The organism is Miniimonas arenae, assembly GCF_006351005.1.
Classification (GTDB): Bacteria; Actinomycetota; Actinomycetes; order Actinomycetales; family Beutenbergiaceae; genus Miniimonas; species Miniimonas arenae.
On the sequence record NZ_VENP01000024.1, the window covers coordinates 1 to 22,542 of the forward strand.

At 73.7% G+C, this 22,542-nt stretch carries 11 protein-coding genes; 5 read left to right on the forward strand and 6 right to left on the reverse strand.

Annotated features, from left to right (window positions below):
• The first annotated feature begins 228 nt into the window (after nt 1–228).
• Nucleotides 229–1,359, forward strand: coding sequence for a diacylglycerol/lipid kinase family protein (locus FH969_RS07830; RefSeq protein ID WP_246071773.1), 1,131 nt, complete (start codon nt 229–231; stop codon nt 1,357–1,359).
• Between the two features lie 33 nt (nt 1,360–1,392).
• Here the strand turns inward: FH969_RS07830 and FH969_RS07835 are convergent, their stop codons facing one another.
• Together FH969_RS07835 and FH969_RS07840 are read right to left on the reverse strand one after the other, a co-directional pair.
• Nucleotides 1,393–2,925, reverse strand: coding sequence for an AAA family ATPase (locus tag FH969_RS07835; RefSeq protein ID WP_139986804.1), 1,533 nt, complete (start codon nt 2,923–2,925; stop codon nt 1,393–1,395).
• A 95-nt stretch (nt 2,926–3,020) separates the two neighbouring features.
• Nucleotides 3,021–5,420: a prephenate dehydratase domain-containing protein gene (locus FH969_RS07840; RefSeq protein ID WP_139986806.1), complete on the reverse strand. Its 2,400-nt coding sequence runs from the start codon at nt 5,418–5,420 to the stop codon at nt 3,021–3,023.
• Nucleotides 5,421–5,497: 77 nt separating this feature from the next.
• On the opposite strand from FH969_RS07840, the gene FH969_RS07845 reads away from it, so the two are divergent.
• On the forward strand, nt 5,498–8,056 hold the full coding sequence (locus tag FH969_RS07845; RefSeq protein WP_139986808.1) for a hypothetical protein: 2,559 nt from the start codon (nt 5,498–5,500) through the stop codon (nt 8,054–8,056).
• 21 nt (nt 8,057–8,077) lie between these two features.
• Here FH969_RS07845 and FH969_RS07850 read toward each other — a convergent pair whose 3' ends face one another.
• Nucleotides 8,078–8,788 (reverse strand): glycosyltransferase family 2 protein, encoded by a 711-nt coding sequence (locus FH969_RS07850; RefSeq protein ID WP_234417933.1) that lies wholly within the window; start codon nt 8,786–8,788, stop codon nt 8,078–8,080.
• Nucleotides 8,789–9,016: 228 nt separating this feature from the next.
• The gene (locus FH969_RS07855) at nt 9,017–10,012 is read right to left on the reverse strand and encodes a DUF5926 family protein (RefSeq protein ID WP_246071774.1); all 996 of its coding nucleotides are present in this window, start codon (nt 10,010–10,012) and stop codon (nt 9,017–9,019) included.
• A 127-nt stretch (nt 10,013–10,139) separates the two neighbouring features.
• Here FH969_RS07855 and pgm point away from each other — a divergent pair, with 127 nt between their 5' ends.
• Nucleotides 10,140–11,819: a phosphoglucomutase (alpha-D-glucose-1,6-bisphosphate-dependent) gene (pgm, locus tag FH969_RS07860; RefSeq protein ID WP_139986810.1), complete on the forward strand. Its 1,680-nt coding sequence runs from the start codon at nt 10,140–10,142 to the stop codon at nt 11,817–11,819.
• 74 nt (nt 11,820–11,893) lie between these two features.
• Here pgm and FH969_RS07865 read toward each other — a convergent pair whose 3' ends face one another.
• Entirely contained in the window at nt 11,894–18,592 is a 6,699-nt protein-coding gene (locus tag FH969_RS07865) for an ExeM/NucH family extracellular endonuclease (protein ID WP_342777002.1), read from the reverse strand.
• A gap of 231 nt (nt 18,593–18,823) precedes the next feature.
• Here FH969_RS07865 and FH969_RS07870 point away from each other — a divergent pair, with 231 nt between their 5' ends.
• Nucleotides 18,824–20,074 (forward strand): MFS transporter, encoded by a 1,251-nt coding sequence (locus FH969_RS07870; protein WP_108718512.1) that lies wholly within the window; start codon nt 18,824–18,826, stop codon nt 20,072–20,074.
• 33 nt (nt 20,075–20,107) lie between these two features.
• A complete protein-coding gene (gene trxA / locus FH969_RS07875; protein WP_108718513.1) occupies nt 20,108–20,491 on the forward strand; it encodes a thioredoxin in 384 nt (127 codons plus the stop codon).
• Nucleotides 20,492–20,697: 206 nt separating this feature from the next.
• Here trxA and pgi read toward each other — a convergent pair whose 3' ends face one another.
• Complete coding sequence (pgi, locus tag FH969_RS07880) at nt 20,698–22,377, reverse strand: glucose-6-phosphate isomerase (RefSeq protein WP_108720072.1); 1,680 nt, start codon at nt 22,375–22,377, stop codon at nt 20,698–20,700.
• Nucleotides 22,378–22,542 lie beyond the last annotated feature (165 nt).

Genomic DNA, 22,542 nt, shown 5'->3' on the forward strand with positions numbered 1-22,542 from the left:
CTCAGCGTCATACCCAAGAACCCTCACCGATCCACCTCAAGCCCCGCTCCCGTCGACGAGAACCTCATGAAAGACCGGGGCTAGCACCGGCGCACGAGAAGCGGCGGCGTTCGGTGCGACGGAACGAAGACGGGTTCGGGCAGCCTTGTGGTGCGACCACGATCTGACTGCGGCGCACGAGGCACTCCCGGGACTCCTCAACGAAGCGGACACCGATAGCGTGGGAGCGTGGTCCATGCGGCGCTCGTCCTCGGCATCATCGCCGTCGTGCTCGCCTCCGTGGCGCTGTGGATCGCCGCCGTGACCTACCGCGAGCACCGCACCATGGCGACGCTCCCCCCGATGCGCGCGCCTCGCCCGGTCCCGGTGCCACGTCCCACGCTGGAGGACGACGGCACGCCCCGCCCTGTCGGCCCGGCGGCATTCGTCATCAACCCGATCAAGGTGCCCGACGTCGAGGCCCTCGAGACCGCGGCGCGCACGATCTCGCGCGAGCTCGGCCTGCCCGACCCGCTGATCTTCCACACCACCGTGGCCGACCCGGGCGTCGGTCAGGCGACGGAGGCTCTGGAGTCGGGGGCGAGCGTCGTCGTGGCCGCCGGCGGCGACGGCACCGTGCGGTCGGTCGCCACCGCGCTCGCGGGCGGCGACATCCCCATGGCTCTCATCCCCGCGGGGACGGGCAACCTGCTCGCCCGCAACCTCGACCTCCCGGTCGACGGTCACTTCCCGCTCGTGCGCACCGCGCTCACCGGGCGGGAGATGGAGATGGACCTCGGCTGGCTCACCGCCGTGCCGGCCGACAGCGACCCGGGCGCCGAGGGGTACCCCGAGCACCTCTTCCTCGTCATGGCAGGCGCCGGGTTCGACGCGCAGATGGTGGCCGGCGCCGACGACGCGCTCAAGCGCCGGATCGGCTGGGTCGCCTACTTCTTCGCGGGCGTCCGGCACCTGCACGCGCGCCGCACCCGCCTCGCACTCCAGGTGGGCAACGGCGCGTGGCAGGCGCTGCGCGTGCGCACCCTGCTGTTCGCGAACTGCGGCCGCCTCCCGGCCGGCATCGTGCTGCTGCCCGACGCCGACCTCGACGACGGCTACCTCGACGTCGCCGCGATCGACACCCGCGGCGGGCTCATCGGCTGGGCGTCGCTGCTGTGGCGCGTGCTGCTGCAGGGCATCGGGGTGCGGCACACCGTGCTCTACAACCCCAGCAGCATCGAGTTCTTCCGCGGCCGGTCGATCTCCGTGCAGCTGGACAAGCCCGAGCCGGTGCAGGTCGACGGCGACCTCGTGGGCGAGGCCGTCGAGGTGCACGTGCGGGTGCAGGCGGGCGGCCTGCGGGTGCGCGTGCGCCGCTGACGCACTCCCCGTCCTTCCAGCCGGCCACGCGCGTCAGAGCGCGTCGGCACCGCCGTCGGCCGCGGCGTCAGCGTCGGCGTCACCCGGGGCTGCGGCCGCGCGAGCAGGCGACGCCCCGAGCATCGACTGCCCGATCCCGCGCGCCTCACGCATCACCTCCGCGACAGCAGCCGCGAGGTCCTCGTCGGCCACGGCTCGGCCCTCCTCCGCGGCCGTGAGCACGGCCCGGCGGACGAGCTCCTTGGCGAGCGACGCCGTCGTACCCGTCGTCTCCCGTGCCGCGGACGCGAGCGCCTCGGCGCCGAGATCGAGGTGTCGCGCGTACACCTCGAGCAGGGCGAGGCGAGCCCGCTCGTCCGGCAGCGGCAGCTCCACCGCGAGGTCGATGCGCCCCGGCCGCTGGGCGAGCGCCGGCTCGAGGACGTCGACGCGGTTGGTGGTGAGCAGGAACGTGACGTCCGCATCGGGATCGAGCCCGTCGAGCGCGTCGAGCACCTCGAACAGCAGCGGTGAGCTCGTGTAGGTGCTGCGCTCCTCGGCGACGAGATCACAGTCCTCGAGCACGAGGATCGAGGGCGCGAGGGCACGCGCGGTCCGCGCCGCCAGCGTGATGTTCGCGAGCGCTGCGCCGGTCAGCACGATGACCGTCGACGACGACTCCCCGACGAGGTGGCGAACGGTCAAGGTCTTGCCGGTGCCCGGAGGCCCGTACAGCAGCACGCCGCGCTTGAGGTGCTGACCGAGCGCCCGCAGCTCGCTCGCCCGCTCCCCGATGCCGATGACGTGCCGCCGCAGCCGCGCCAGGAGCCCGTCGGGCAGCACGATCTGACCCGACTCGATCCGCGGTCGGGCCAGGAAGCTGACTCCGCCGCTGCCGGGCTCGAACGGGGAGGAGGTGAAGACGACGACCTGCCCGCGCAGGACCGAGTGCGTGGACATCGCCTCGCGCACCTCGGCCAGGACCCTGCGCACCGCGTCCGCGTCGGGGCTGACCACCTCCAGCTTGGGCTCACCGCCGAACTGCGGGTTGCTGCCGCGCTGGAGCAGGGCGACCGGTACGCCGTCGTGGCGGAACAGGTGCAGCCCGTAGGCGACGATGTCGCGCTCGGTGTCCGGGCCGGTCGACTCGCGCCGGTACTCGACGGCGCCGACCCTCAGTCGTGCCCACCCGTTCTCCTGCAGCATGTCGGCGAACGACATGTGCCAGCGCTGGTCGCCTCCCCCGACACCGACCAGCTCGCCACCACCGTGCGCCTCGACGACGTGCGCGACCGCGACGTCGATGTCGACCACGCGCATCGGGGCGACCGCCTCGGTCACGACCGGCAGCGTGCCCGGGTTGACGCCGAGGTGGTCGGTGACCCGGGCGACCAGTCCGACACCCCCGGCGGCCTCACTGGCCGCGCGGGCCGCTGCCGCCTGGGACAGTCGGTGGAACGCCGTGAGGAACGTGTCCAGACGACTGTCCGCGTAGGCGTCCGGCGGCGGTGGCGGCTCCTCGCCGGAGCCGTCGGGGCGAGGGCGATCGTCGGGCGAGGGCGACATGGACGCGGAGGTGAAGAACACCCCCGCAGTCTGCCGTCGAGTCCGCCGCGGCGCACCGAACTCCCCCATCGTGGCGGGCACAGGCCGGCCGCGCCTCGATGGCCGGGAGACGCACCTCAGCCGGGCCGCACCACCGGAGTGCGCGGGCTCCACGGGATCTCTCCCAGCAGCCGCGCGCGCTCGGCGAACGGCTCCCCGCCCGCCGCGAGCCCAGTCCCCGCGATCCCCCCGGGCCCGGGCCCGCTCGTCACGAGGAGGAACCGGCCCTCACCGTCGGAGAGCAGCTCGTCGAACCGCGCCTCCGTGCCGGTCGCCGCGAGCGCGCCCGCGCGCAGCCCGGAGCCCACCCACACGCTGCGCAGCGTCGGCCGCGCCCCGCCCGGCGCCGCACCGAACGTGCCCGCCGGGCCGACCACGAGGAACCGCGTGATCGAGCCCGGAAGGTCGTCGACCTCGCGCTCGAGCGTCACCAGGCCGAGGTTCGCCCCGCGGTCCTGCACGCCGAGCGCGACGGCGGGCTCGCCGTCGAGAACCCCGGCGACGCCGGGCACGTCCGCGAGGCCGTCGACGACGGCGAGCCCCGGGTCCGCGAGGATCTCCAGCCCGCGCGCGGTGGAGGACACCGGGACCGGGCGCAGGCCCCAGCGCCGGATGAACGCCCCGCACTGCGCGATCGCCTGCGGATGGCTGAGCACGACGGCACCGCGCAGGTCCTCGAGGAACGTGCCGGGACGGCCGTAGGCGTCGAAGCGGACGGCGACGTCGATCATCCCGCCCGCGGTCGGGCCGCCGTCCGCGGCGGGCGGCGCGGCCAGGAGCGCCTCGACGGCGCGCCAGACCAGGCCCGACGCCGAGCTCGACACCGGCAGCACGCCCAGTCCGCCCGCCGCGACGCCCGCGAGGACCGCGTCGAACGACGGTTCGGCCACGAGCGCACGCGGCCGCGCGGCGACGAGCTGCTCGACGCTGCCGGCCGCGACCTCGGAGAACGAGCCGCGCGGTCCGAGGAAGTGGACGCGGGCCTGTGCTGGGGCGTCGGTCGGCCCTGTGGCTGCATCACCCGCTGCCTCGTGCGCGAGCGCCACCCCCGCGGGCCACCGGTACACGCCCGCGACGTACGCCCGGACCGACTCCACGGTCGCCTCGAGGTCGCGGTCGGCCCGGATGCCGATGCGCAGCACGACGGACCGCTGGCCGACCCGCACGACGTCGTCGACGTGCGCGGCGTCGCGCACCTGCGGCAGCTGCGCGACGGCGGCCAGCACGCCGAGCCCCGAGACCGACTCGGGCACGAGCAGCCGCACGTCGCGGTGGATGATCCCGAGCCAGGCGTCGAGCTCGGCCTGCAGCGCGGTCGGCTCGAGCAGCGTGACGTGGCCGAGGGCGAACGTCGTGCGGTGCACCCGGCCTGCGACGCCGAGCCGGCGCGCGTTGCGCACCCCCGGCCCGTCCAGCAGCGCCGCGCGCCCGGGCGGCCCGACGAGCAGCTCCTCGAGCGTGACGGTGTTCGGCTCGATCCCGACGACCCGGCCCACCCGCAGGCTGCCCGCGTCGGTGACGGTGCGCAGCCCGATGAGCGCTCCGGTGCGGCGGTGCAGCGCGAGCTCGGCACGCTTGGCCTGCACCGCCGCGACGGCGTTCGCGCCGACCCGGCGCAGGGAGTCGTAGGCGGCGCCGGTGAGCGCGTCGCGCACCACGCCGAGGTGGTCCGCGGTGGCGTGCGCGTCGGCCGCGGCGTCGAAGCGCGCGAGCGCGGCGTCGTAGCCCGCACGGACGGCCGGCGTGGTGGGCAGCTCCTGCGCCGCGGCCAGGGAGTTCTCCCGACGGGTGTCGAGCACGCCGACGCCGAGGCTGAGCAACGCCTCGAACAGCGGCGTGCGGGCCGCCCACAGCTCGTCCTCCAGGTGCACGTCCGAGCGCAGCACCTCGTCGACGAACGCCGTGAGCATGCGGTGCGGCAGCGCCTGGACCAGCGCCATCGTCTCGTCGTGCACCGCGGCGGGGCCGGACTTCACGACGCCGCCGGCCCGCTCCACGAGCGCGGCCACCCACTGACCGAGCGGGTTCGTGCGCTCCACGACGTAGCAGGTCTGCCCCTGCGGACCCGTGCGGTAGATGTCGAACAGCATGTGCAGCCCGCACACCTGCCAGCTCGGCTCGACGGCGGTCACCGCCGCGAGGCTCGCCATGCTGCCCGCGGTCACCACGACCACGCCGGACCCGGGCGGCAGCACCCCGGCCAGCCGCGCCGCGTACCCGGCGACCTCGTCCGAGGGGACGGCGAGCACGGCGAGCGCGGGCAGGTCCGGGAGGGCGGGGACGTCCGCGGCGTCAGGAGCGGCGGCACCCTGCCCACCCCCACCGTGCGCGACGGCGAGCGCACCCGCCGAGGCCGGCTCGCCGTCGAGCGCCTCGACGCGGGACCAGGCGGTGCCGCGCAGGAGGTGCTCGACGACCCACGGGCCGGCGCCGCGAGCGAACCCGGCGACGACGAGCGGCCGGGCCCCGTTCTCCACGACTTCTCCGTCTCGCCTCGACCTCGGGTGCGGAGTTCCGCCCCGAGCGACCCTATCCGCTCGCCTACCCTGGCAGCGTGATCGCACCCGCCGCCCGACGCCCCCGCCGACGCGGCGACAGACCGGTCCCTCCCACGGCGCGGCTGCTCGCGCTGACCCTCCTCGCAGCGCTTCTGACGACGGTGCTCGGTCCGCTGGCACCCTGGTCTCCCGCGGCGCACGCGGACACCCGCGACGGCGAGGACGAGGCCCGCCCGCTCGTGGTCGTCGGCTTCACGGGCGTGCGCTGGGACGACGTCTCGCCGGAGGCGACGCCGTCGCTGTGGCGCCTCGGCGTGGGCACGGGCGTGGGCAACCTCGTGGTGCGCAGCGTCCGGTCGACCACCTGCCCCGCGGACGGCTGGCTCGCGGTCTCCTCGGGCGCGCGTGCGGCCGACCTGGCGGCGGCGGACCGCACCACCGACGACTCCGGCCTCACCTGCCGGCCGCTCGAGGAGGCCTCGACCGACGGCGCCGCGACCGGCGCGACGGTGCCCGGCTGGGCGGACTACGCGGCGGCGTCCGCGAGCTCCTCCTACGACTCCCGCCCCGGTCTCCTCGGCGACGAGCTGCGCGCGGCGGGTGTGGCCGCGACGGCGATCGGGCCCGGCGCCGCGATCGCGCTGGCCACGTCGAACGGTGCCGTCGCCGGCACCGCGCTCCCCCGGCCCGAGGACGCCGCGGCGCTCGAGCACGCCGTTCGCGACGCGATGGCGGACTCCGCGGTGCTCGTCGTCGACGTCGGCTCCGTTCGGGACTGGGTGGCGCAGCCGGGATCGGCGGCCGCGGACGAGCCGTCGGAGGCGGACCGGGCGGCGTTCCGCGCCCAGCAGGTCGCGGTGGTCGACGCGCTCGTCGGCGAGGTGCTCAGCGGCGTCGCGGAGGCCGCCGGGGACGCACGGGACCGCCCGCTCGTCGTCGCCGCCTCGCTCGCCGACTCCGGGTCCAGCCCCGCGCTCCAGGTCATCGCCGCCGACGGGCTCGGCCCGGGCACGCTGACCTCGACCTCCACGCGCCAGCCCGGGTACGTGCAGGCCACCGACCTCACGCCGTGGTTCCTGCGCACCGCCGGCATCGCGCGGCTCACCACGCCGTCCGCCTCGCTCGTGGGCTCGGCGCCGTACGTCGTCGGCGGCGCCGGGACCACCGACGCGGGCGAGGACCGCATCGCGGCCCTCGTGGACGCGAACGACCACGCGCAGGCGCAGCGTCCGCTCGTCGCGCCGTTCTACCTCCTGCTCGTCATCCTCAACGTCATCCTCTACGCGGGGGTCGCGCTCGGCCTCTCACGACAGACCGCGACCCGGCTCGGCCGGTGGTTCGCGCGCTGGCGGCGCACCGACCCGGCGACGGTCTCGCCGACCCGCGAGCGGCCTCGGGTCCTGCGCACGCTGCGCGTCGTCGCCGTCGCGATGGCCGCGATCCCGGTCTCCACGTTCCTCGCCAACCTCCTGCCGTGGTGGCGGGTGGAGCCGGCGGGGCTGGCCCTGGCCGTCGCCACGCTGGCGATCTGCGCCGTCGTGACCGCGGGCGCGCTGGTCGCGGCCGCAGCGGCGGGACGACGGCGAGCCTCGCGTCACGCCGTCGACGCTGTGGCCGGATCGCCCGCACAAGCGCCCGCGCCCGCGCCCGCCGCAGGCTCGGACGTCACGGGCAGCGCGCGCCCCGCGCCGAGCATCCCCGGCCTGCTCGTCCCGATGGGCGTGGTGGCCGGGCTCACGGCGCTCGTGCTCGCCGTCGACGTCGCGACCGGCGCGCGCCTGCAGCTCTCGGCCGTGATGGGCGTGCCCGTGCTCGTGGCCGGCCGTTTCTACGGCTTCAACAACACGGCGTTCGCACTGTTCACGACGGCGTGCATCCTCCTCTGCCTGGCCGTCACGAACCACCTCGTGCGCCGCGGGCAGCGGGCCGGTGCTGCGGCGATCGTCGCGATCGTCGGTCTGCTCGCCACCGTGCTCGACGGCGCCCCCGGCATCGGCGCCGACTTCGGCGGTCCGCCGGCGATCATCCCGGCGTTCGCCCTGCTCGCCCTCATGGCCGCGGGGGTGCGGATCACGTGGGGGCGGGTGCTCGCCGTCGTCGGCGCCGCCGTCGCCGCGACCGCGGCGCTCGCGGTCCTGGACTACCTGCGCCCGGCGGAGGACCGCACCCACCTCGGCGGGTTCGTGCAGACCGTGCTGGACGGCGGGGCGTGGGACGTGGTGGGCCGCAAGCTCGAGGCGAACCTGCGGATCCTCGCGAACAACCGGCCGCTCACGATCCTCGCGATCGCGGGCGTCGCGCTGGTCGTGCTGCTGCTGGCCCGGCCGGTGCGCTCGGCGATCACCTCACCCGGCGGGGGCCGGTTCTCGTGGCTGAGCGCGGGGGCGCGGCTGTCCGAGCTCGGCGACGTGGTGCCGATGCTGCGGCCCGGCTTCGTGGCGCTCGCCGTGGCGCTCGGCATCGGGTTCGCCGTCAACGACTCCGGGATCGCGATCCCGGCCTACGGCGTCGCGCTCGCGGTGCCGCTGCTGCTCGCGACGTGCGCGAGCTGGCTGCTCACGCTGGCGCCGAGCGAGGAACCGGCGCAGGCGAGCGCGGGCGACGGCGAGCGCTGAGCACGCCGTGCCGGCGGACGCTCAGTACCGGCGGACCTTGCGCACCGAGATCGCGTAGGCGATGTCGCGGTACTGCGCCGCACGGTGCAGGTAGCCCCGCAGGTCCTTGCCGCTGGGCCGGTGGCGCAGGTCGCACGGCACCTCCACGACGGCGAAGCCCTGCTCGAGCAGGTCGATCGTCATCCCGGTCTCCACGCCCCAGCCACGCGCGAGCGGCGTCGCGGCCTCGAACGCCTCGCGGGTGAGGCAGCGCTGACCGGACAGCGGCGCCTTGGGCGTCCACCCGCCCGACACCGCCTGGATCGCGCGACGTGCGAGGCCGAGCACGATGCCGTGACCACCGGCGCCCGCCTGCGGCGGGAGGATCGCGACCGAGAGGTCGGCCTTGCCGGCGAGCACCGGCGGGACGAGTGGTGCGGTGTTCACCGCGGTGTCGCCGAGGTCGGCGTCGATGAAGAGCAGGAGGCGGGGCGGCTCGCCGTCGGCGTCGCGCATCGCCGCGACCGCGGCGCCGGTCTCCATCGCCGAGGCCTTGCCGCGGTTGTGCGAGTGCCGCACGACGACGGCACCGGCGGCGCGGGCGACGTGCTGGGTGTCGTCCGTGCTGCCGTCGTCCACGACGAGCACGAGGTCGACGCTCGGGATGGCGCGGGCGGCGCGGATGGTCGCGGCGATCCGCTCGGACTCGTCCTTGGCGGGGATGACGGCGGCGACGCGCTGAGCCCGGCGCACGGTGTCGGAGGGTGCGGGACGCGACGCGCCACGGGCGCGGACGACGCGCAGTGGGTCCCGGCTCGAGGCGCCCTGTCCGTCCACGGTGCTTACCTTACGATGCTCGTCGGTTGCTGGTCTGTTGCTCATCGCTTGCCGACCGGTTGCCGGTCGGTTGCCCGCCACTTGCCCATCGTGGCCGCGCTCGCCTCGAGGACTGCGGGCGCGCCGTCGTGCGTGGCGTGTGCTTTAGCGAAGGTTGACCTGGCGGGAGACGAGTCCGGCGCGGGCTCGGCGCTCGTCGGAGGTCAGCGGGTCCGTGGTCCGCAGCGCGGTCCCGAGCCGCTCGGCGAGGGCCGCGACCGGCTCGGCCAGCTCGTCGGCCTCCGTGCCGCGGACCAGCTCCCACACCGGGACCAGCACGCCGCACGTGCGGAACGCCCCGATCAGCCGTGCGCCGTCCTCCAGGGCCGCGGTGCGCCGCGCCGCGAGCCGCGCCAGCGCGTCGAGCGTCTCCTCCTCGGCGGCGGCCACGACCCAGCGCAGGAACTCCTTGCCGTTCATCCGGCACCAGAACGCCTTGCCCAGCTCCTCCGGGACGGCGACGGGGCGCGTCGGCACGATGAGCTCGTTGGCGTTCTCGAGCGCCGCCTCCACCTCGTGCGCGTGCTCGCCCGGCGCGAGCCAGAAGTCGAACTCGTCGCGCACCTCGGGTTCGAAGGGGACGGCGGGGTCGAGTACGTCCTGCAGCCGGGGTCCCGGCTCGGGCAGGTCGTTGGTGGTCAGGGCGTCCCCGGGCTCGAGCTCGAGGGCGCGCAGCAGCGCGTCCGCGACGTCGCGGCTCGCGTCGCCGCTCGTGCCAACCGTCTGCAGGGCCACAAGCACCTGGCCGTCCTCGCGACGCACGGCCGGCATGAGGTCGGGCAGAAGGCTCACGATCGTGACGTCGACGGCGCCGTGCTCGGCCGTCGTGCGCACCGTGCCCACCGCGGACGGCACGATCTCGCGCACCGCGACCCAGTCGGCCTCGCCCGCGAGGCCCTCGAACGGGCGGGCGACGAAGGGGACCGGGGTGCGACGCTGCCGCGTGGTCGCCTCGGCGCTCGCGGCGCCGGGAGCGGTGGCGGCGCCGGCGTCGGCACCGGCGCCGTGCGTGTCCGGGCGGGAGCTGGCGGGACGGGTTCCGGGGCGCGTGCCGCCCGCGCGCTGCGCGGGGCCCGAGGACCGGCGGTTCTTCTTGGCCATGGCGAGCAAGCCTAGTCGGAGTGCGTCGCCGGACGCCCCCGCCGGGGGCCGTGGTGACCGGCGGCGTGACGGGCGTCGCGGCCGCGAAGCCTAGTCGGCGCGTGCGCGGCGCTGGCAGGATCAGGCCATGCACCCACGCGCCGGCCAGCCCGCCCAGCCCGAGGACCTCATCGACGTCGAGAAGGTTCTCGGCCTCTACTACGACACCGTGCCCGACGTGGACGACCCGGTGCAGCAGGTGGTCTTCGGCACCTCCGGCCACCGCGGCTCGAGCCTCAACGGCAGCTTCACCGAGACGCACGTCGCGGCGATCACCGCGGCGATCGTCGACTACCGCCGAGCGCAGGGCATCGACGGGCCGCTCTACGTCGGTCGCGACACCCATGCGCTCTCCGAGCCCGCCGAGCGCACCGTGCTCGAGGTGCTCGTGGCGGCCGGGGTCGAGGTCCGGGTGGACGCGCGCGGCTCCTACACGCCGACGCCCGCGGTGTCCCACTCGATCCTCCTGCACAACGGCGCCGCGACCAGCGAGGGGCCGCGCACGGCCGGGCCGGGGATCGCCGACGGCATCGTCATCACGCCGTCCCACAACCCGCCCACCGACGGCGGCATCAAGTACAACGCGACCGACGGCGGCCCGGCCGGCGGCGACGTCACCGGCTGGATCGCGCGGCGCGCCAACGAGCTCGTGCGCTCCGGCCTCGGCTCGATCGACCGCACGCCGTACGAGCGCGCCGTCGCGAGCGACCTCGTGGTCAAGCACGACTACCGCGCGACGTTCGTGGACGACCTGCCCTCGGTGGTCGACCTCGAGGCGATCCGCGCAGCGGGCGTGCGCATCGGCGCCGACCCGCTCGGCGGCGCGAGCGTGGAGTACTGGGGAGTCATCGGCGAGCTCTACGGGCTCGACCTCACGGTCATCCACCCCGACGCCGACCCGCAGTTCTCGTTCATGACGCTGGACTGGGACGGCAAGATCCGGATGGACTGCTCCTCGCCGTACGCGATGGCGTCGCTGCGCGAGATCATGGCCGTTCCCGACGGCGGCTCCGCGCCCTACGACCTCGCGACGGGGAATGACGGCGACTCCGACCGGCACGGGATCGTCACGCCCGACGGCGGGCTGATGAACCCCAACCACTTCCTCGCGGTCTGCATCGACTACCTGTTCCGCAACCGGTCCGGCTGGCCCGCGTCGGCAGGTGTCGGCAAGACGCTCGTCTCGTCCTCGCTCATCGACCGCGTCGCGGCCGACCTCGGCCGTCCGCTCATCGAGACCCCCGTCGGGTTCAAGTACTTCGCCGACGGCCTGCTGCAGACCACGATGGGCTTCGGTGGCGAGGAGAGCGCAGGGGCCTCGTTCCTCCGGCTCGACGGCACCGTCTGGACCACGGACAAGGACGGCTTCATCCTCGACCTGCTCGCGGCCGAGATCACCGCGAAGACCGGCGCCTCGCCGTCGGCCTACCACCGCTCGCTCGTGGCGAGGCACGGGGAGTCCTGGTACGCCCGCGTGGACGCGCCCGCGACGCGCGAGGAGAAGGCCGCGCTCACGGCGCTCTCGCCGTCGGCCGTCACCGCCACGACGCTCGCGGGCGAGGAGATCACCGCGCGGCTGGTCACGGCGCCCGGCAACGGTGAGCCCATCGGTGGGCTCAAGGTCACGACGGCGAACGCCTGGTTCGCCGCTCGGCCGTCCGGCACCGAGGACGTCTACAAGATCTACGCCGAGTCGTTCGTCTCGCCCGAGCACCTCGAGCAGGTGCAGGACGCGGCGCGCGCCGTGGTGGCGGACGCGATCGCCTGACGCCTCGCGCCCACACAGGCGCCGGGCACGCAGAAGGGGGCCGACCGCATCGCGGTCGGCCCCCTTCTGCTGCGTCAGCGGACCCGGAACTTCACCGGAGCGCTCGTCGACCCGGCCGGGCCGCCGTCGCGCGGGATGAAGGTCGCGGTCAGCTCCTGTGTGCCGACCTGCTGCTGCCAGGGCCAGATCAGCGCGATCGAGACCCCGGCGAACACCGGTGCCCGGCTCACCACCCGGTCACCGGACCGGATCTCGACCGTGCCGGTCACGAACGACCCGTCCGAGGCCCGCACGTAGGACGTCGCGAGCACCGGCAGGATCTGCCACTTGCGCACGTCCTGCTGCGACAGCCACAGGCTCGTCGTGGTCGTCACCTTCACCGGCGGAGCCGCCTCGACCTCGATCGGGATCGTCACCTCGGTGCCCGAGGGCGCGAGCCGCACCGTGAGGAGCTGCTGCCCCACGGGCGTCGTGGCCGGCACCACGACGTTCAGCGTCACGGACCCGCCCGACACCGTCGCCGTCCCGACCGCGGTCCCACCGAGCAGCGCGGTCGCCGTGGTGTTCTGCGGCGCGCCGAGCGAGGTGAGGTCGAACCGGGAGAGCGTCACGGCCAGCGTGCCGCCCGCCACGACGGGCTCCACCGGCTCCACGGCCACCGCCTGCTTGGCGAAGTCCGGCGAGAGCGGCGAGGCGTCACGCAGGTAGTCGATCCACGCGTCACGGTCGATGAGACCCGAGTCGCGCGTGTCGGTGCCCGACGTGAAGATCCGGAAGTTGTCCCCGCCCTGCAGGAGGAAGGAGAACGACCCGATCCGGTACTGCCCGGCCTCGTCGATCGGTGCCCCGTCGACCGTGACCGAGGTGATGTGCCTGCCCTGGTCGTCGAGGTCGCCGAGCAGCACGCCGTCGCCGTCCGGGTCGGGGTCGTAGGTGTAGGAGACGTTCTCGGACAGGCCGAGCTTGAGGAACGGCCGCGAGGGCACGGTCCCGGTCGCCGTGGTCTGCCACTGCTGCTCGAGCATCTCGATGACCTGGTCGCCCGTGAGCGTCGTGGTCCAGAGGTTGTTCACGAACGGCAGGACCGCGTTGGCCTCGGCGTACGTGATCACCCCGTCCGCCCCGCGCAGGAGCTCGGCCCGCAGGCCGCCGGGGTTGACCACGCCGATCGTCGCCGCGCCCCGCTCGGGTGCCGACAGCGACTCCACCAGCGAGTTCGCCACGAGGTTCCCGAGTGCCGACTCCGACGCCCGGTCGTCCCGGGTGCCCCCGGTCCAGACCCCGTTGACGTACGAGCCGCCGGCGAACGCGGTCGTGATGTCCGCGGTCACCGAACCGACCGGCTCGGCGCCGATCACGTCCGCGTAGGCGAGCGCCGCGTCGACGATCGTCTTGACCTCGGCCACCCGCGGGTAGGCCGCCACGAGCTCGGCGTCGGCCGTCGTGGTGCGGGCCACGTTGGTCGCCGTGTGGGCGGTGACCGTGTCGGTCTCGGTGTCGTAGGTGAGGTCGACGCGACCCACGAACTCCCCGTAGGAGCCCGTCTGCAGCACCGGCCGGGTCGCCCCGTCCACGCCCGGGACCGGGGCGTCCCACGCGTACTGCTTGTGCGTGTGGCCGGTGAAGATGACGTCCACCGACGCCGAGGTCTTCGTCACGATGTCGGCGAACGCGCCGCCGGCCGCGACCTCCTCCTCGAGCGTGGCGCCGTCGGGCGTGCCCGCGCCGGCCCCCTCGTGGTACTCGGCCACGAGGACGTCGGCCTCGCCGTTGGCCGGGTCGCCGTCGGTGAGCTGCGCCGCGACGCGGTTGACCGCCTCGACCGGGTCACCGAAGGTGAGGCCCTCGATGCCGCCCGGCGAGACGAGCGACGGCGTCTCCTGGGTGACGGCGCCGATCACGCCGACCGTCACGTCGCCCAGCTCGAGCAGCTCGTACTCGGGCAGGACCGGGTTGCCCGTGGCGTCGTAGACGTTCGCCCCGAGGTAGGTCCAGTCCGCGTTGGGGTCGGCCTCCGACCCGATCACCCGGTCGGTCAGGTCGGCGAAGGAGCCGTCGAACTCGTGGTTCCCGACGGCGGAGGCCGCCAGGTCCAGTGCGTTCAGCACGTCGATGGTCGGCTGGTCCTGCGCGACCGACGAGGCGAACAGCGACGCCCCGATGTTGTCGCCCGCAGACAGGAACGCGACCTCGCCGCCGGCGGCCTCGACCTCGGCCCGCTGCTGCTCGATCGTCCCGGCGACCTTCACGGTGTTGGCGTCGATCCGGCCGTGGAAGTCGTTGACGTTGAGCAGCGTGAGGTCCACGGTCTTCTCGGCCGCGGCCGCGATCGTCACGGGGATCTGCGCCACCGTCCCGGCCGGGTCGACCGTGACCGTGAACGCGGTGTCCCCGGCCACGGCGTCGGCGGGCACCGTGACGGTGACCGACGACGTCCCGGCGAGGACCGGCGCCGTGCCGACGAGGGCGTCCCCGAGCGTCACCGAGACGCTCGCGTTGGCGGGCGCCCCCAGCGACGTGAGGTTGAGCCCGGCGAGGTCGAGCGTCACGTCCGAGCCGGCCTCGACCGTGCCGGGCAGGGCCGGCAGGACGGTGCGGGTGCGGGCGAACGACGGCGTCAGCGGGCTGTTGGCCGTGATGTAGTCGATCCACGCGTCGCGGTCCACGAGGCCGGAGTCACGCACCCCGGTGCCCTGCGTGAAGACCCGGAAGTTGTCACCTCCGGTCGCCAGGAACGAGAACGTCGCCACGGTGAACGTGTCGTCGGGCTGCACGAGCTCGCCGTTCACGTAGATCGCCGACACGTTGTCGCCCGGCGTCGCGTTGCCGTCGGCGGTGTCCGCGACCCAGGTGACGTTGTCCGACAGACCCAGAGCGAGATACGGCCGGGAGGGCCGCGTCACGCCGTCGGCGTTCGTCTGCCACTGCTGCTCGAGCAGCGTGTCCAGCTGCGCGCCCGTGAGCGTGACCGTCCAGAGGTTGTTCACGAACGGCAGGACGCCGTTCGCCTCCGCGTAGGTCACGACGCCGTCCGGGGCGTAGTACAGCTCGGACCGCAGGCCGCCCGGGTTGACGACGCCGATGTCGGCGCCGCCCCGGCTGTCGTCGGCGAGCGTGTCGCGCAGCGAGCTCGCCACGAGGTTGCCCAGCGCGGACTCCGACGCGCGGTCGTCCCGCGTGCCGCCGGTCCAGACGCCGTTCGCGAACGACCCGCCCGCGAACGCCGTCGTGATGTCCGACGTCACCGCACCCACCGGCTGCGCGCCGATCACGGTCGCCTCGGCGAGCGCCGCGTCGACGATCGTCTTGACGTCGGCCACCCGCGGGTAGGCCGCGACGAGCTCGGCGTCTGAGGTGGTCGTCCGGGCGACGTTCTCCACGGCGTAGTCCACGACCTCGAACGAACCCGGGTCCACGAGCAGCGTGGTGTGCCCCACGAACTCGCCGTAGCTGCCGGTCTGGATGACCGGTCGCGTGCGGTCGGTGCCCGTGATCGGCGCGTCCCACGCGTACTGCTTGTGGGTGTGGCCGGTGAGGAAGGCCGCGACCCGCGGGTCGGTGCCGGTCACGACGTCGGCGAACGCGCCGCCGGCGGCGATCTCCTGCTCGATCGTGGCGCCGTCGGGCGTGCCCGCGCCGGCGCCCTCGTGCACGAGCGCGACCACCACGTCGGCCTCGCCGTTCGACTCGTCGCCGTCGAGCAGCTCGCCGGTCACCCGGTTGAGCGCCTCGACGGGGTCGCCGAAGTCGAGGTCCGCGATGCCCGACGGCGTCACGAGCGTCGGCGTCTCCTCCGTCACCACGCCCACGAAGCCCAGGCGCACGCCGTCGACCTCCACGACGTCGTACTCCGGCAGAGCCGGGGTCTGGGTGCCCTTCTCGTAGACGTTCGCACCGAGGTAGGCCCACTGCGCGTTCGGCTTGTCGGCCCCGATCACGCGGTCGGTGAGGTCGGCGTAGCCCTGGTCGAACTCGTGGTTGCCCACGGCCGAGGTGGCGAGGTCGAGCGCGTTGAGGACGTCGATCGTCGGCTGGTCCTGCTGCAGCGCCGAGGCGAACAGCGATGCGCCGATGTTGTCACCGGCGGACACGAAGACCGTGCCCTCGGGGTTCTGCGCGCGCAGCTGCTCCACCGTGCCTGCGACCTTCACGGTGTTGGCGTCGATCCGCCCGTGGAAGTCGTTGAGGTTGACGAGGTCGAGCTCGATCGGCTCGGCCGCTCCGCCGTCGGCCGTGAGGCCCACGACCACCGGGTCGTGGTCGGAGGACCGGTAGGCGTCCGGGGCGTAGAAGAGCGTGCCGTGGTAGTTGTACCGGCTGTACTCCAGCGCGATCGACTCGCCCGAGTTGATCGACCAGATGTCGGCGCCGGTCGCGCGCGCCAGGGCCGCCTCGTTGAGGAGGACGTGGTCCAGCGACCCGGACAGGCCCGAGAAGCTGTAGGAGCTCTCCGGGACGTCGAAGTGCTGCTCGACGTCGGTGAACCCGTCGTCGTAGAGCACCTCGAGCGGGTCCTCCGTGCCGTAGGAGTTGAAGTCACCCACGAGGGCGACGGCGTCGCCCTCCTCGGTCACCGTCGGCAGCCAGTCGCGCAGCGCCGTGGCCTGCGCGACGCGGGAGGCGTTGGACGCACCCTGGCCGTCACCGCTGTCCGCGTCGCCCGGCAGCGGTCCCGCCGAGCCCTTGGACTTGAAGTGGTTGACCACGACGAAGATCGCGTCCTCGTCGTCGCCGGAGTCCCCCGCGGGGACGAACCGCTGGCCGATCGGCTCACGCGCGTTGTCGAACGCCTGGTTCGTGCCCGACGCCGTGCCGAGCGCGTGGGAGGCGCCGTCCGGGGTGACCTCGGCCGGCTGGTAGATGATCGCGTTCGTGATCACGTCCTGCGTGCTCACGGGCGGCAGCTCGGTGCTGGACGGGACGTAGGCCCACTTCGTGGTGCCCGCTGCCGCGTTGAGGGCGGCGACGAGCGTGGCCGTGGCCTCGTCCGGGGTCTCGCCGAGCTTGGCCGAGTTCTCGATCTCCATGAGCCCGATGACGCTCGCGTCGATGCCCCCGATCGCGGCGACGATCTTGTCCTGCTGCCGCTTCAGGTCGTCGGCGTCCCAGGCCCCTCGGGGGTCGCAGCCGCTGTTCACGGTGACGCCGTTGCCGGTCCGGTCCGTGTACGCGGTGCACCCGGGCGTGTCCGCGCCGAGCGTCGTGAAGTAGTTGAGGACGTTGAACGAGGCGAGGGTGAGGTCGGCGTCGCCGATCGCGGCGGCGTCCGGCCCGGCGGTCCGGGTGTTCGCGAACGTCGCGGGGTAGGCGGCCGGGTCCGCGGGGGTGACCTGCGACGTCGGCGCGAGCTTCCACGTGTTGTTGCGGTAGTCGACGACGACCGGGTGCGTGAACGTCACCGGGGCACCGACGCGCACCGGGTCGGTGAGCGAGACGTAGGGCGGCGTCTGCGACTGGTTGGCGGCAGCGAGGAAGTTCGTCGTCGCGCCGTCGTCGAGCGTGACCGCGCGAGAGGCGTTGTCGGCGACCACCGCAGCGGCCTCGACGCTGTTCGGACGCGCGACGTCGGTGGGCTGGCGCAGCGGCGTGGTGCCGCTCGCGAGGCCGACCTCGGCGTACTGGTTGGTGGAGTAGGTGTTCGTCACCGTGTAGTCGCCCGCGGGCGCGAGGAGCATCGACTCGATCGCCTCGCGCTCGGCGTCGGTGGCCGGCCAGGCCATCGAGAGCGGGACGACCGGCTCGACCTCGTCGGTCAGCTCCGTGAGGGTGCCGCTGCGCAGGTCGACCTGGCTCAGGCCGTTGAACTCACCCGCCGCGCCGGTCACCTCGACGTAGTCGCCGATCTCGACCTGGGCCACGGTGTTCGGGGAGTAGACGAAGATCGCGTCCGACGCCGTCCGGCCGGTGGTGGTCCCGCCGGTGCCGGGGGTCTGGATGACGTAGCCGGCGAACCCGCCCGTGGGGTACGCCGCCGTGACCACGCCGCGCGTCGTCACGGTGCCCGTGACGGCGACGGAGGTGCCGGTGCCCTGGATCTGCGCGATCGGGGTCCAGCTCGGGGCCGTGGGCCCGCCCGTCGGCTCTGCCGTGGGCTCACTGGTCGGCTCGGTGGTGGGCCCAGTGGTCGGTCCGGTGGTGGGCTGGATGGTCGGCTCAGTGGTCGGCGCCACCGTCGGCTCGGTGGTGGGCTCCGGCGTCGGAGTCGTGCCCGTCGAGGCCTGCGGCGTCGGCGCGCCGGCCGCGAAGTCCGCGGCGTTGTTGCCGGTGTTGGTGCCCGCGGCGTTGCGGGCGACGGAGGTGGTCTGGCTCATCCCGGTGGCCGGGCCGGACCCGGCGAAGGCGGCGCCGGTGCCGTAGCCGACGAGGTCGACGACCGCGTCGTCGGTGGCGCAGGCCGTGGTGGCGCACGTGAGCGCCGTCTGACGGGACACGAGGGCGACGTTGCCGTTGGCCTGGGCCAGGTTGACCGATCCGGTGACGTCTCCCGTCGGCGTCGGGGTGCCGGACCCGGCCGTGCCCGTGACCACGAGGAAGGTGTCGCCCGGGGCGATCGAGCCGGCGAGATCGATTCGACCCGACCAGTTCGTCCCCGCGGCTGCGGCGTACTGCACCGAGTATCCGGTCAGGTCGACCGGTGCAGCACTGGTGTTGCGAAGCTCGACGAAGTCCTGCTGGTAGACGGAGGATCCCCCGCCACCACCTCCGTAGACCTCGTTGATCACCACGGCGGCGTCGGCGCTGACGTCCGCGTAGGCGGTAGCCGGGACGATCACCGCCCCCGCCGTGACGAGACTTGCGGCTCCGGCCGCAGCGACGAATCGTGTCCGTCTGTGCATCCTTGCGTTCCCTCCGTACGACGGCTGACCTCGTGACGTTACGACGAGCCACCGACGCGGGGTACCCCGGGGCGTAACGCTTCGATGAACTTTTCCCGCCGACCGTCGGAGGCGGGACGCACCGAATCGATTCGACCGTCCGGCCGGTCGGGTGAGAGACTGCGGGCGATGTTCCGCCCCTACCGCGAGGTCCTCAGCAAGCCCGGCGCCTGGAAGTTCTCCCTCGCCGGCCTGTTCGCGCGCCTGCCGATCTCCATGGTCGGCATCGGCATCGTCCTCATGCTGTCCGACCAGCGTCTGTACGGCTCCTACGGACTCGCCGGACAGGTCTCGGGCGTGTTCGTCGTCGCGCAGGCGGTCGCCGCGCCGCAGATCGCCAAGCTCATCGACCGCTACGGCCAGGCGCGTGTCATGCGCCCGGCGATCGCGATCTCGATGACCGCGCTCGCCGCCCTCGCCCTCGCGGCGAACGCGATGGCGCCCGTCCCCGTCCTGCTCGTGCTCGCCGTCGTCGTCGGTGCGTCGCTGGGAAGCATGGGCTCGCTGGTGCGCACGCGGTGGAACGCCGTGACCGACACCCACGACGAGATGCACACCGCCTACGCGCTCGAGTCGGTGCTCGACGAGGTCGTGTTCGTCGTCGGCCCCGTCCTGGCGACCGTGCTCGCGACCGGGGTGCACCCGGCGGCCGGTCTCGCCGTCGCGATCGTCGCCGCGGTGCTGGGCGGCTACGCGTTCCTCGCGCAGCGCGCCACCGAGCCGCCGCCCAGCGGCCGGGTCGACGCCGCGAGCGCGGGCTCCCGGCAGTCCCTGCTGCGCAACCGCCGGATGCTCGTGCTCGTCGTGGTGTTCGTGTGCATGGGCACGATCTTCGGCGCGACCGACGTCTCGACCGTCGCGTTCGCCGAGGAGTCCGGCTACAAGGGCCTGTCGGGCGTGATCCTCGCGTGCTTCGCGGCCGGCTCCCTCGTGGGCGGGTTCGTGTACGGCGCGCGGCGCTGGTCCAGCCCGCTGTGGCGCCGGTTCAGCATCGGCACGGTGGTGCTCGCCGTCGGCGTCTCGCTCTTCTTCCTCACGACGTCGCTCGTCATGCTCGCCGGCGTCATGGTGGTGGTCGGGCTGTCCATCGCCCCGACGCTGGTCTCGGGCAACTCGCTCGTGCAGGAGATCGTGCCGGGCACGCGCCTCACCGAGGGGCTCACGTGGGTGGGCACGGCGCTCGGCGTCGGGGTCGCGGCGGGGTCCGCGATCGCGGGTCCGCTCATCGACGCGCACGGCTCCCACACCGGCTTCCTCGTCTCGACCGGGGCGGGCGTCGTCGCCGTCGTGGTGACGCTCGGCGCGGGCTGGACCATGCGGGCCCGGCGGAATGCCGACGCACCGCTCGGCGTTGACGCGCATGGACACCCGACGTCGTAGCGGAGCCCGATCCCGCAGACAGGAGCAGCACGCATGGCCACCATCGAGATCACGGCCGAGAACTTCGAGAGCACGATCAGCGAGAACGGCACCGTCGTGCTCGACTTCTGGGCCTCGTGGTGCGGCCCGTGCCGCCAGTTCGCGCCGACCTTCAGCAAGGCCTCGGAGTCCCACCCCGAGATCGTCTTCGGCAAGGTGGACACCGAGGACCAGCAGGCGCTGGCCGCGCAGGCGCAGATCACGTCGATCCCGACGCTCATGGTCTTCCGCGACCAGATCCTGGTCTACCGCAACGCCGGCGCGATGCCGCCCGCGGCCTTCGAGGACCTCCTCGGCAAGGTCAACGCGCTCGACATGGACGACGTGCGGCGCCAGATCGCCGAGCAGGAGGCGAGCGCGGCGGCCGACCAGGCCTGACGCGCCCGAGCCGAGCGCGACCGAGTCGCACCCGCACCACCTGCGCCGCCACCCTCACCAGGACGACGGCGCAGCGCACCACCCGCACGACGCACGACGGCGCGAGAACGGCCCGAGGCGACGAGGACGGCCCCCAGCGGGCCGTTCTGGTCGCGGAGGGCCGTTCTCGCGCCGTCGTTCGCTGTCTGAGCGCGCGGCTCGCGTGACTACACGCGGTGCTCGCGGTAGTAGGCGATGAGCGCCTGGGTGGAGGCGTCCTGCGCGGCGAGCGCGGCGTCGTCGCCCTCGATCGCGGGCGCGATCTCCAGGGCGAGCTTCTTGCCCAGCTCCACGCCCCACTGGTCGAAGGAGTTGATCCCCCAGACCACGCCCTGCGTGAACGTGATGTGCTCGTACAGCGCGATGAGCTGGCCCAGCACCGACGGCGTGAGCGCCGGCGCGAAGATCGACGTCGTGGGGCGGTTGCCCGCGAAGGTCCGCGCCGCGACGAGCGCGCCCGTCGTGCCCTCGGCCTCGACCTCCTCGGCCGTCTTGCCGAACGCGAGCGCCTTGGTCTGCGCGAGGAAGTTGGCGAGGAAGAGGGCGTGGACGTCCTGCTCGCCGTCGCGCAGGGGGTAGGCGGGGTTCACGACGGCGATGAAGTCCGCCGGGATGAGCCGCGTGCCCTGATGGATGAGCTGGTAGAAGGCGTGCTGGCCGTTCGTGCCGGGCTCGCCCCAGAACACCTCACCGGTGTCGGTCGAGACCGGCGAGCCGTCCCAGCGCACGGACTTGCCGTTCGACTCCATCGTGAGCTGCTGGAGGTAGGCCGGGAAGCGGTGCAGCTGCTGCGCGTACGGCAGCACGGCGTGCGTCTGCGAGCCGAGGAAGTTGACGTACCAGACGTTGAGCAGGCCCATGAGGACCGGCACGTTCTGCGCGAGCGGCGTGGTGCGCACGTGCTCGTCGACGGCGTGGAAGCCCGCGAGCAGGTCGCGGAAGACCTGCGGGCCGAGCGCGATCGCCAGGCTCGTGCCGATCGCGGAGCCCACAGAGTAGCGCCCGCCCACCCAGTCCCAGAACCCGAACGCGTTCGCCGGGTCGATCCCGAACGCCGCGACCTTGTCCAGCGCCGTCGAGACCGCGATGAAGTGGTGCGCGACGGCGTTGCTCCGGTCCTCCTCGGACGTCCCGATCGCGCCCGCCGCGCCGAGCTTCTCCCACAGCCAGTCGCGCGCGAGCCGCGCGTTCGTGAGGGTCTCCAGCGTGGTGAACGTCTTCGACGCAACGATGAAAAGGGTGGTCTCGGCGTTGAGCCCCGAGACCTTCTGCGCGAGGTCGGTCGGGTCGATGTTGGAGACGAACCGCGCCTCGATGCCCGCGTCGGCGTAGGGCTTGAGCGCCTCGTAGGCCATGACGGGGCCGAGGTCGCTGCCGCCGATGCCGATGTTCACCACGTGCGTGACGCGCTGCCCCGTGACGCCCACCCACTCGCCCGAGCGGACCCGTTCGGCGAACGCGGACATCCGGTCGAGGACGGCCTGCACGTCCGCGTCGACGTCCTGGCCGTCGACCTCGAGCGGCGGGGTCGCACCCGCGGGGCGGCGCAGCGCGGTGTGCAGGACGGCGCGGTCCTCGGTGGTGTTGATGTGCTGGCCGGCGAGCATCGCGGCGAAGCGGTCGGCGACGCCGGTCTGCTCGGCCAGGCGCACGAGCGCGGCGAGGACCTCGTCCGTCACGAGGTTCTTCGACAGGTCCACGTGCAGGTCCGCCAGCGGCAGCGAGAACCGGCCGACCCGGCCCGGGTCGCCGTCGAACCAGGCGCGCAGGTCCGGGGTGAAGGCGGTGCGCAGGGCGTCCAGCTCCGCCCAGGCCGCAGTGGTGGTGGGGTCGATCGGAGAGGTCATGGCGCCCACCCTAGGGCTCCGGGACCAGTAGCGTCCCTTATGCTGCTCCGTTCTGCTGGTCCCCCTCCGAGGAGTCCCCGTGCCGACCCTGACCCGTGCCGCCACCTCCCGCCCGACTTCCCCACCCGCGCACCGATCCCCCCGTTCCCGCTCCCGCCGCATCCT